The sequence below is a fragment of the Pseudomonas sp. LBUM1668 genome (assembly GCF_059695715.1).
In genome coordinates this window covers 5989900-6001050 of record NZ_CP166787.1, presented here as the reverse complement: position 1 = coordinate 6001050, position 11151 = coordinate 5989900, and the positions used below count along the sequence as shown (strand labels likewise).

Here is an 11151-nt window from a genome sequence, read left to right as displayed (position 1 = left end):
GGCCTACTCCTTGGCGACGCGTTTCATGTCCGCATCCATCATCATGCGGATCAAGGTATCCAGGTCGGTTTTCGGCTTCCAGCCCAGCACGCGCTGAGCCTTGGCCGGATTGCCGAGCAGCACTTCGACTTCGGCCGGGCGGAAAAACGCCGGGTCGATCTTCACGTAATCACGGTAGTTGAGGCCGACGTGATCGAAGGCGATGCGGCACATTTCGCGCACCGTGGTGGTGACGCCGGTGGCGACCACGAAATCGTCGGGCTTGTCCTGTTGCAGCATCAGCCACATGGCTTCGACGTAATCGCCGGCAAAACCCCAGTCGCGTTTGGCGTCGATGTTGCCCAGGCTCAGCTCCTGCTGTTTGCCTTGCTTGATACGGGCGGCGGCGTCGGTCACCTTGCGCGTGACGAACTCGATGCCGCGCAGCGGCGATTCATGGTTGAACAGGATGCCGCTGCTGGCGTGCAGGTTGAAGCTTTCGCGGTAGTTGACGGTGATCCAGTGGCCGTACAACTTGGCCACGCCGTACGGGCTGCGCGGGTAGAACGGCGTGTTCTCGTCCTGCTGCTCAGCCTGGATCAGACCGAACATTTCGCTGGTCGAGGCCTGATAGAAACGGGTGTGCGGGCTGAACTGGCGGATCGCTTCGAGCAAGTGAGTAACGCCCAGGCCATCGACGATGCCAGTGGTCACCGGTTGATCCCAGGAGGCGGCAACGAAGCTTTGTGCCGCCAGGTTGTACACCTCGTCCGGGGTCGACTTGATCACGGCGCGCTGTACCGAGCAGGCGTCGGCCATGTCACCGTCCAGGTAGACGATGTCGGCCTCGACGCCCATCTCGCGCAGGCGCCAGCGTGAATCGCTGCTGCGCCGTGCCACGAAGCCGTAAACCTTGTAGCCCTTGTCGAGCAGCAGTTTGGCCAGATACGCGCCGTCCTGGCCGGTGATCCCTGTGATCAGTGCACTTTTTGTCATTCTTGTCGTACTCGCTTCTCCCAGTCGGACAGGATCGCCCGCAGGGATTGTTGTGTGGTGATGTCTGGCGACCATCCGGTGGCTGTGGACAGTTTTGCATGGCTGCCGCAAACACGGCGTTGATCGGCACGCCGCATGCGCGCTGCATCCTGAACCAGTTGCATCTCGACTTCGGCCAGATCTGCCAACTGCTCGATCAGGCTGCGGATACTTTGCTCGCGCCCCGAGCAGATGTTGTAGACCTGCCCCGGTTGGCCTTTCTCAAGCAGCGCGAAGTAGGCCGAAATAACGTCGCCGACATCAAGGAAGTCGCGAGTCACGTCGATGTCGCCGACTTCCAGTTGGGGCGCTTGCAGGCCTTGTTTGATGCGACTGATCTGGCGGGCGGCACTGGCGATGACGAAGCTGTCTTTCTGCCCGGTGCCGATGTGATTGAACGGCCGCGCTACCAGCACCGGCCACTGTTCGCTCAGGCCCCATTGCAGGCTGAGGAACTCCGCCGAGAGTTTGCTCACCGCATAAGGGTTGCGCGGGCAGGGCGGTTGCAGTTCGGTGATCGGCAGAGCGCTTTCGGCCACTTGGCCGTAGACGTCGCCGGAGCTGACATACAGGAAGGTGCCAGCGAAGCCGCGGGCCTTGAGGGCCTGCAACAGGTTGAGGGTGCCGAAGAGATTGATGTCGAGTGTGCGCGCCGGATCGCGAAAGGCTTCGGGGACGAACGTCTGCCCGGCCAGATGGATGACCGCGTCGGGCAGTTGAGGCCAGAGATCGACGAGACTGCCCGCGTCCGTAAGGTCGTAGGGCGTTGCGGCAGGCAGAAGCTCCCACGACGAATCGGGTAGCGCCAATCGTGACTGAATATGTTGTCCCACGAAGCCACTGAGGCCCGTAATGAACAGACGCTTTTTCAAACCGCGACCCCTTGGTCTTGAACTTGCGCCACTTTCCCACATGCTTTGAGAGGAAGTCTGTCAGACCGATAGAAAAAATCGGCAGGACGGCAGGCGAAGTCAGTTGTTGTAGTTGTTTGGTGCCAATCTGTGCCAATTGCGCGGCAATTTCAACAGGCAAACCGTGACTGGTCAGTTCTCGTTAGCGTAGTCAGATTTTTCTCGTCGCGCGGTTCACGAATGCTCGACGGATGTGTTTAGAATGCCCCTCGTCGCGATTCCCCAAAGTTCACCTTGGGCGTTGCGCAACAGGGTGAAACCAACCACTAAAACAAGAACGAAGACGTGCCTGTAGATGAAGTTCAAGCTCCGGTGATGCCGACTTGATCCGACGTCCGGCCGTCATAGCATGAAGCGGTCGGAATGGCTGCTTCATCGTGGGATGCCATGAATTTCATTCTTTACTCGGACGTCAACGACAGCTCCATCAGCCAGAGTCTCGGGCGTCCCGAATACAGTTACTACTTCGTGCTCAAGGCTTATCGGCCGGTGCTGGAAAGCCTTGGCCGCGTGCATGTGGTGGCGTCGGTCGACGAGGTCGATCCGCTGTACCGGCAGCTGAGTGAAGCCGGTCAGGCATGCCTGTTCCTTTCGTTTTCGCCACCGCACAAAACCCCGATCGATTTGCAGTGCCCGATGGTCTGCGTGATTGCCTGGGAGTATGACTCGATCCCGTCCGAGTGCTGCGACGACGATCCTCGTCAGGACTGGAGCCAGACCCTGGCACGTCATGGCCGGGTGATTACCTTGTCCACCCATACCGCGCAGGCGATCCGCCGGACTCTGGGTGAAGACTTCCCCGTGCTGGTGCTGCCCACACCGTTGTGGGAGCGCTTTGCGCACGTGCGCAGCGACTATCCAAGTGTCCCGGTAAACCCGGGCAGCACGCTGCAGATCAAGGGCTGCATCATCGACAGCCGCGTGCTGGGGCTGTCCGCCGATGGCTTGATCGCGCCGATATTCAATGAGCAGGAGCTGGAAACTCGCGGCCTGGCGGAACCCGAGCCCGAACCCGAACCTGTACCTGAGTCAGAACCCGAAGCACCTGTGCCACTGACCTTGCGCCGACGCGTATTCATTTCCAAACACTACTTGCGCGAAAGCTTCCGGGCGCTGACGGCGCCTGCCGAACACCCGCCGTTGTTTTTACTCAAGCACAACCTGCTGATGTGGTATCGCGAAGCCGTGTGCGATGTGGTGCCGGACGCTGTCCGTCAGCAACTGACCAAATTGCGCACGCCGCCCCCGCCAGCAGCACCCTTGCCGGTGCCCACCACCGTGAGCGAGGCGATGAAGCCTGACGCGCATCCGCAAGCGGCGTTGCCCGACACCAGCGAGCAGGTACAGATCGACGTCAGTGGCGTGGTCTATGTCAGCGTGTTCAATCCCGCGGACGGTCGCAAGAACTGGCATCACCTGATCACCGCCTTCTGCTGGGCCATGCGTGACAACGAAGACGCCACGCTGGTGTTGAAAATCACCCAGAACGACTTGTCGAGCTACTACGTTCACTTGATCACCTTGCTCTCGCAACTCTCGCCGTTTGCCTGTCGGGTGGTGGTCATGCATGGCTATCTGGATGACGAGGAGTTCGCCAGGCTTTACGGTGCCGCGAGTTTCTACGTCAACGCTTCGCGCTGCGAAGGTTTGTGCCTGCCGCTGATGGAATTCATGGCCTGCGCCAAACCGGTGATTGCCCCGAACCACACGGCGATGCGCGACTATATCGATGAGCAGGTCGGATTCGTCGTCAAGTCCAGCCATGAGCCGACGATCTGGCCGGAGGATGTGCGCATCCTCTACCGCACCTTGCGCCATCGCCCGGACTGGGGCTCGCTGAAAGCCGCCTATGAGGACAGTTACGCCATGGCCAAAAACCATCCTGACGGGTATCAGGCGATGGCCGCGGCAGCCAATGAACGCATGCGCGATTACTGCGGCTTTGCCCCGGTTCAGCAGCGCGTGATGCAGTTTTTCGAGCTCAAGGCGCAGGGCGAAACCACGCCGCTGACGGTTGAGTCGAGGGCCGCCTCATGTTGATCATCATTCATTCGGAAACCAACAAGAGCAACATCCAGCAGAACCTCGGACGGCCCGAGTACAGCTACTACTTTGTGCTCAAGGAGTTTCGCCCGGTGCTGGAGCGCATTGGTCAGGTCATCGAAGTCAGCAACCCCGACGAACTGGTGGATCGCCTGTATTTCGACTGTCTGAGCCGGGGTGAAGAGTGCGTCTACCTGTCGTTCTCGCCGCCGCACCGCACGCCGATTCATTACGCCTGCCCGACCATCCCGGTGTTTGCCTGGGAGTTCAGCACCATTCCCACCGAGAGCTGGCAGGGCGAACCGCGCCACGACTGGCGTGTGGTGCTTGAAGCCTGTGGCCGGGCGATTACCCATTCGACATTCACGGTCAACACCGTGCGCGATGTGATGGGCGACGACTATCCGGTCTGCGCGATCCCCGCGCCGGTGTGGGATCGCTTCGCCGCACGCGGTGAGCATCTGGAACGACGCCCTGTGGTCGAGCCGGTCACGCTGAACCTGCGTGGGCTGCTGATCGACAGTCGCACCGTCGACTTGCGGCCTTATGGGCCACCCGGACACTGCGAAGGCACGCCGATGTCCTTTGCCGCGCCGGCGCAGGATTGTCCGTTGCAGCTCGAAGGCGTGGTCTACACCTCAGTGTTCAATCCTTACGACGGGCGCAAGAACTGGCAGGACATGATCAGCGCGTTCTGCACCACGTTCCGCGACACTCCCGATGCGACGCTGGTGCTGAAACTCACGCACCACGACATCGCCAATGCGCTTACCGACATGCTCCACCACTTGTACAAGAACCAGTCCTACCAATGCCGGATCGTGCTGATTCACGGCTATCTGGCGGACGGTGATTACGAACGGCTGGTGCAAGCCACCAGCTACGTGGTCAACAGTTCCTATGGTGAAGGCCAGTGCCTGCCGCTGATGGAATTCATGTCTTGCGGCAAACCGGCCATCGCGCCATTGAACACGGCGATGGCCGACTACGTGAACAGCGACAACGCGTTCATCGTCGACTTCACCGAAGAGCTGACGGCCTGGCCGCATGACCCACGCGCCGCCTACCGCACGATGCGTTACATGACCAATTGGGATTCGCTGTGTGTGGCCTATCGCGCCAGTTATGAGGTGGCGAAAACCGATCAGCCGCGTTACGCCGCGATGTCGACCGAAGCCGTGCGCAGCCTGCAACGGTTTTGTAGCCAGGCCACTGCGGAACAGCGTTTGCGGGCATTTTTTGCCCCGCGCTCAGCCACCGCCGAGGCGGTATCCGTGGAAGCCTCGGGCGCATGATCCGGCGTCTGCTCGCCCGCTTTCGCCCGGCACCTGTACCGGCCTCTGTACCAGAGCCGACGCCTGTTCCACGCGATACGGTTTCGCCGCGCGACGTCGGTTTGCGTGACGCCGTTCTCGACGGCTGGTTTTTGGGTGACAGCGGTGAGCTGCTCAAAGGCTTTGCAATCACGGCTGACGATACGTTGCTCGATGTGGGTTGCGGCGAAGGTGTCGCGACACTGTTTGCGGTCCGCCAAGGCGCCTCGGTGATCTTCACCGACAGTGAGCTGGACAAGGTGCGCGAACTCGCTCGTCAGGTCGAAGCGCAAAGCCGCCAGCTGAATCTCGGACTGGTCAGCAACAGTTTGCCGCTGCCGCTGGCCGATGGTTGCGCGAGCAAAGTGGTGTGCATGGAAGTGCTGGAGCATATCGACCAGCCTGAGCCGTTCATGGCCGAACTGGTGCGAATGGGCCGTCCCGGCGCGCAATACCTGCTCAGCGTGCCGGCGCCGGTTGGCGAACATCTGCAAAAAGGCATTGCTCCGGCCAGTTACTACCAATCACCCAATCATGTGCAGATTTATACCGCGGAGCGCTTCGCCGCGTTGGTAGAGGACGCAGGTCTGGTGATCGAGCATCGTCAGGCCAACGGCTTTTTCTGGGTGATGGGCATGATCTTTTTCTGGGCCGGCGAGCGTGCGGCCGGTCGGGATCCTGCCGGTGCGGTACGAGATCGAATCCAGGAGCCGTTCATGCCATTGATGGAGAGCTGGGCCAGAACCTGGCAAGACTTGCTCGATCAACCCGAAGGTCTCGCCATCAAGCAGACGCTTGACCGTTTCATGCCCAAGAGCCAGGTGATCATCGCCCGCAAGCCGCTGGACGCGGGACAGACGCCATGAGCGGCGAACTGATCATGAATATCAATTTTGGAGCCACCTCATGCTGAGCTTTTTGAGAAAACTCACAGCGGCGACCCCCGCCCCGGTTGCTGCGCCCGTCGCTGCGGTCACGCCGGTCGCCGAGAAGGTCGATCCGTTCATGCTCGGTCTGCACGATGCCCAGCTCAGCGGCTGGTTCAACGAGGAGACGGGAGAGCTATATAAAGGCTTCCCGGTATCGGCGGATGACATCGTGATCGATGTCGGCTGCGGTGACGGCGGCAACATGCAGTTTTGCGGCAGGCGTGGGGCCCGGCTGATTGTCGCCGACATTGACGGCGACAAGATCGAACAGGCCCGCCAGCGCTTGAGCGAGACCCCGGCGCGCAGTGTCGAGTGCCACGTCACCGACGGCAATCCACTGCCGATTGCCGATGCCAGCGCCACCCGCGTGGTCTCCACCGAAGTCCTCGAGCATGTCGACGATCCGGCGCAGTTCCTCGCTGAACTGGTGCGCGTCGGCCAGTCGGGGGCGTTGTATCTGTTGAGCGTGCCGCACCCGAGCTCCGAAGACCTGCAAAAAGACATTGCTGCACCGGCGTATTACGAGAAACCCAATCACATTCGCATCATCAGCGAAGAACAGTTCAAGACCATGGTCAGTGATGCCGGCCTTGAGGTCATCAGCCACAGTCAGTACGGCTTTTACTGGTCGATGTGGATGCTGCTGTTCTGGGAGGCGAAGGTCGACCTGAGCAATCCCGATCACCCGTTGCTCAACCACTGGGCCAATACCTGGCAAGCCTTGCTCTCGTCACCCCGCGGTGCACAGATCAAAGATGCGCTGGAAACGGTGGTGGCGAAGAGTCAGGTGATCATCGCCCGCAAGCCTTGAGCCTGCAGCTAATGTAGGAGTGAGCCTGCTCGCGATAGCGGTGTGTCGGTTGACATCTCTATAGACTGACATTGCGCCATCGCGAGCAGGCTCACTCCTACAGGTTTTGTGTAACCTTGCAGCCTTGTGGTTTTCAGGGATTGGAAGGTATGCGGTTTTTCCTGGGTCTATTGGCTTTGATCATGCTGTCTGCTTGCGATCAGCAGACCGCACCGCCACTCGATCAGCAGCTCTACGTCTGGCAACGCCAATGGACGCCTGCCCATGAGGCGGCATTGCGCGACAGCCGAAGTGATTTTTCCACTCTGCGCGTGTTGGCGTTGCAGGCCTTCCCCCATGAAGGATGGAGCCGGGCGCGCATCGATGCGCCGTTGCTGAAAAACGATGGTCGTCCGTTGATCGCGGTGATTCGCCTCGACGGCCAACTCCAGGCGCTGGATCAGCAACAGGTCACGGCGCAGATTCTTCAGGTCGTTGCAGATTGGCAGGCGCAAGGTCTGACTCTGAGTGGCGTGGAGATCGACCACGACGCCGGCAATGCGCGGCTGCCGGCCTACGCACAATTCCTTACTCATCTGCGCTCCGCGTTGCCGACGACGTTGCCGTTGAGCATCACCGCGCTGCCCGCGTGGCTCGACAGTTCGCAGCTGCCTGCGTTGCTGGCCACGGTCGACAGCAGCGTGCTGCAAGTGCATGCGGTCAGCGATCCACGGCGAGGCTTGTTTGATCCTGATCAAGCGTTGAAGTGGGCCAAGGCTTGGGCGCGGCTCACCGACAAACCGTTCTACCTGGCGCTACCGGCCTATGGCGTGGCGCTGTTGCCGGATGTCGCCGGCGCCCCCGTTGTGGAAAGCGAGGTTCAGCTTGAACGTGGCGGTGAGCGCCGCGAATTGCTGGCCGATCCGCTGCAACTGAGCCGACTGGGTAAAACGCTGCGTGACGATCCGCCAAAACACCTGGCCGGCCTGATCTGGTTTCGTCTGCCGCTGGTCAACGACCGTCGCGCCTGGAGTTTGACCACGCTGCGCGCCGTAGCGCGGGGCGATACGCTGCACAGCCAACTCGACGTGACGTTCAGCGAGCAGAGCGGCCTCTACGATATCAAGCTCATCAACACCGGCAACCTCGACAGCGCCTGGCCCGCGCGGATCACCCTGAAGGCACGTGATTGCGAAGGCGCTGACGCGCTCGCCGGTTACTCGTTGCAACAAAGCCCGGATCTGCTTACCTTCACCCGCCTTCGCGACGGCCGATTGCCGGCGAACGGGCAGCGCGCCATTGGTTGGGCGCGTTGCGCAAATATTGATCAAGGAGGTTCGCATGTTGACCCGTAACTGGCCCCGCCATCTGCTCTGCCTGAGCCTCAGCCTGCCGCTGGGTTCGGCGCTGGCCTGCGGCCCGGACTTCCCGATGCGCCTGCTCGATAATCGCGGGCAGACGATGGCGGAGCTGCCGGAGGGCAACTTCAACTTTGAGCTGAGTCGCCTGGGTAAAACCATCGCCGGGCTGAAGAACGTCACCGCCGCGACCTATAACCCGAACGAATCCTATGCGCAGTCGACTGAAACGGTCGAACAGCGTGACAAGGCCGAGCAGGCCGGACTCACGCCTGAACAACAGGCGCTGTTAAAACAGCTGCGCGGTTTGACGGATGCGCGTCAGGTCGAGGTGCAGGGTGCCAGTCTGCCAGCGGAGATTCGTCTTTATGTGGCAGGCGCGGTAGCGTTTGCGACGGGCGAACATCAACTGGCGGTGGCATATTTCGACAAGCTGCTGGCGCTGCCAGCGGATCAGCGTTCTTTGCGCAGCACGTGGGCCGCGTACTCCCTGGGGCGCACCTGGTTTGCCATGAGCACCGAGGCACCCGACGCGGTCGAGGCGCTGGAGCACTCTCGCGCAGCATTTCGTCAGACTCGCCAACTGAGCATCGACGGTTTCAGCGATCCGCTGGAGCTCGGCGTCGCCAGTCTCGGGGAAGAGGCGCGGATATTGCGCACCACTGGCGACTGGGCCGGCGCGATCGAACTGTATGAGGCGCAGAACCTGCACGGTTCTGCGGTAGGCAACACCTCGCTGAAGCAGTTGATGAATGAACTGGCGCAACTGCCTGAGGTTGAGCTGGCACGGTTGCTGGAACACAAACCGGTGCAGCAACTTGTCACCGCATCGTTGCTCAGTCGTCAGGGCTGGTCGTTCGGCGATGAACCGCCGAACGAGAAAAAACTGGTCAAGCTCCTGCAAAACAGCACTCGCGGCAGCCTCGAAAACGCCGATCGGCTGGCCGCTGTGAATTATCAACAGGGTGACTACGCCAGCGCCAAAGCCTTCCTCGAAAATGCCGGCGACGGCGGACTCGCCTGGTGGTTGCGGGCGAAACTGGCGCTGCGCGACGGTGATAAAAATGCCGCCGCGGCAGCCTACGCCAAAGCCGCGCAGGCCTTCCCACAGACCGAGGATTGGGGTTACCGACGTACGACAGACTGGGCCTATGAAACGGTCCAGCCGAAATGTCGGGTCGAGGGTGAAAGCGCAATTCTTGCACTGCAACGCGGTGAATACCTGCAGGCCTTCGTGCAGTTGTATCGCAGCAACGACGTCTACTGGTTCGATGCTGCAGCAGTCGCCGAGCGGGTGCTGACGGTCGCCGAACTCAAGCAGTATGTCGACGAAACGGTTCCGGCTCCTGCGGTGTTGACTCAAGAGGAGCGTGACAACTACGTCCCCCTTTCAGTGGCAGCGAAGCTACGCAATTTGTTGGGCCGACGTTTGTTGCGCGAAGGGCATTACGAGGCGGCGATCAGCTATTTCGACAACCCCGATCTGCAACACAAGGCTCGTCTTTATGCCGAGCAGCGGCTCAAGGCTGATGCCGCGTGGTGGCCAACCAGACGCGCCAGTGCGTTGTATAACGCGGCGTGGACCGCCCGCGAATGGGGCATGGACATTCTCGGTTATGAAATGGCGCCGGATTACGCGGTGTTTGGTGGCGGTTTCAGCCTGGAAAACACTGAGTTGAAAGTCGGACCGCTGGTGAGCGAAGCCGAGTTGCAACGCCAGAAAACCAGTGAGGCTCAGCCGGATCAGCGTTTTCACTATCGGTTTGTCGCCACCGCTCTGGCCGGTCGCGCTGCCGATAATTTGCCGCACACCAGTCAGGCATTCGCCGCCGTGTTGTGCAATGCCGTTGGTTTCAACAGCAGCCTGGAAGAACAAAGCGCGCTGTATCAACGCTACGTGAAGGAAGGGCCTTACGTGCCGTGGGCGGTGGATTTTGGCAATCAATGCCCATATCCGGATTTCGAAAACGCTGACAAGCGTTATGTCACCCAAGTGACCGATTCGGTGCGCGCCACGCTGCGGCCGTACAAATGGCCGGTGCAGATTGCTGCGATCCTGCTGGTGGTTGGCACGGCTTTGTTGCTGATCACTCGCCGGCAGCGCAAGGCACGCAAAAGCTAAGCCTGCTGGATGAACGTCAGGCGCAGCGCAAAGCCGATCAACAGGCTGCCGAACAGCCATTGTTGAACCCGTTGGGCCGTTGGACTGTGTTGCAGCCAACGGCCCAGCGCGGCGCCGGTCAAGGCGTAGGCGCTGTCGAACAGCAAGCCGACACCGACCAGTAGCACGCCGAGCATGGCGAACTGGGTCAGCACGGGCGCACCGTCGGCGACGATGAATTGTGGCAACAGCACCGAGCAGAACAGCAGCGCCTTGGGATTAAGCAGATTGGTCAGCAAGCCGCGCCGGACCGCTTCACGCCATTGGCCCTGAGTCTGGGCAACATCCCCGCCATTCAGGTTCGGCACCAGCGTGCTACGCAGGCATTGAATGCCGATCCACAGCAGATACGCCGCCCCGGCCAGCCGCACCACTTCGAACGTCCACGGCGCAGCCTTGAACAACGCTGCCAGCCCCAACGCCGCCAACGCGACATGACAACCCCGGGCAATCCCAAGACCGATTGCGGTGGCCAGCGCCGCACCGCGACCCTCACGGGCGCCGGTTTGCAGCAACAGGATCATGTCCGGCCCAGGCAAAAGAAAAACCACGGCCAATGCCAGGAAAAACAGCCAGAGACTCGCCATGCCACACCCCTTTCGTTGTCGATTTGGTGAAGTCAGTCTAGGGCC

At 60.8% G+C, this 11151-nt stretch carries 9 protein-coding genes; 6 read left to right on the top strand and 3 right to left on the bottom strand.

Annotation, left to right across the window (positions count from 1 at the left end; genetic code table 11):
* Positions 1 to 3 precede the first annotated feature (3 nt).
* Complete coding sequence (gene gmd, locus ACA061_RS27120) at positions 4 to 975, bottom strand: GDP-mannose 4,6-dehydratase (RefSeq protein ID WP_150593353.1); 972 nt, start codon at positions 973 to 975, stop codon at positions 4 to 6.
* A complete protein-coding gene (locus tag ACA061_RS27115; protein ID WP_210553281.1) occupies positions 972 to 1886 on the bottom strand; it encodes a GDP-mannose 4,6-dehydratase in 915 nt (304 codons plus the stop codon). The genes gmd and ACA061_RS27115 overlap by 4 nt, the downstream gene beginning before the upstream one ends.
* A gap of 426 nt (positions 1887 to 2312) precedes the next feature.
* Here ACA061_RS27115 and ACA061_RS27110 point away from each other — a divergent pair, with 426 nt between their 5' ends.
* The 6 genes from ACA061_RS27110 to ACA061_RS27085 all read left to right on the top strand — a co-directional run bounded on the left by ACA061_RS27110 (position 2313) and on the right by ACA061_RS27085 (position 10480).
* Positions 2313 to 3965 (top strand): glycosyltransferase, encoded by a 1653-nt coding sequence (locus tag ACA061_RS27110; RefSeq protein ID WP_497300334.1) that lies wholly within the window; start codon positions 2313 to 2315, stop codon positions 3963 to 3965.
* Complete coding sequence (locus ACA061_RS27105; protein ID WP_497300333.1) at positions 3959 to 5263, top strand: glycosyltransferase; 1305 nt, start codon at positions 3959 to 3961, stop codon at positions 5261 to 5263. Before ACA061_RS27110 ends, ACA061_RS27105 begins: the two co-directional genes overlap by 7 nt.
* Positions 5260 to 6147, top strand: coding sequence for a class I SAM-dependent methyltransferase (locus ACA061_RS27100; RefSeq protein WP_497300332.1), 888 nt, complete (start codon positions 5260 to 5262; stop codon positions 6145 to 6147). Before ACA061_RS27105 ends, ACA061_RS27100 begins: the two co-directional genes overlap by 4 nt.
* A gap of 40 nt (positions 6148 to 6187) precedes the next feature.
* Positions 6188 to 7021, top strand: a complete 834-nt coding sequence (locus tag ACA061_RS27095; protein WP_497300331.1) for a class I SAM-dependent methyltransferase — start codon at positions 6188 to 6190, stop codon at positions 7019 to 7021.
* Positions 7022 to 7170: 149 nt separating this feature from the next.
* On the top strand, positions 7171 to 8355 hold the full coding sequence (locus ACA061_RS27090; RefSeq protein ID WP_497300330.1) for a DUF3142 domain-containing protein: 1185 nt from the start codon (positions 7171 to 7173) through the stop codon (positions 8353 to 8355).
* Positions 8342 to 10480, top strand: a complete 2139-nt coding sequence (locus ACA061_RS27085) for a hypothetical protein (protein ID WP_497300329.1) — start codon at positions 8342 to 8344, stop codon at positions 10478 to 10480. Before ACA061_RS27090 ends, ACA061_RS27085 begins: the two co-directional genes overlap by 14 nt.
* Here ACA061_RS27085 and ACA061_RS27080 read toward each other — a convergent pair.
* On the bottom strand, positions 10477 to 11106 hold the full coding sequence (locus ACA061_RS27080) for a LysE family translocator (protein WP_150616947.1): 630 nt from the start codon (positions 11104 to 11106) through the stop codon (positions 10477 to 10479). The genes ACA061_RS27085 and ACA061_RS27080 overlap by 4 nt on opposite strands.
* Positions 11107 to 11151 lie beyond the last annotated feature (45 nt).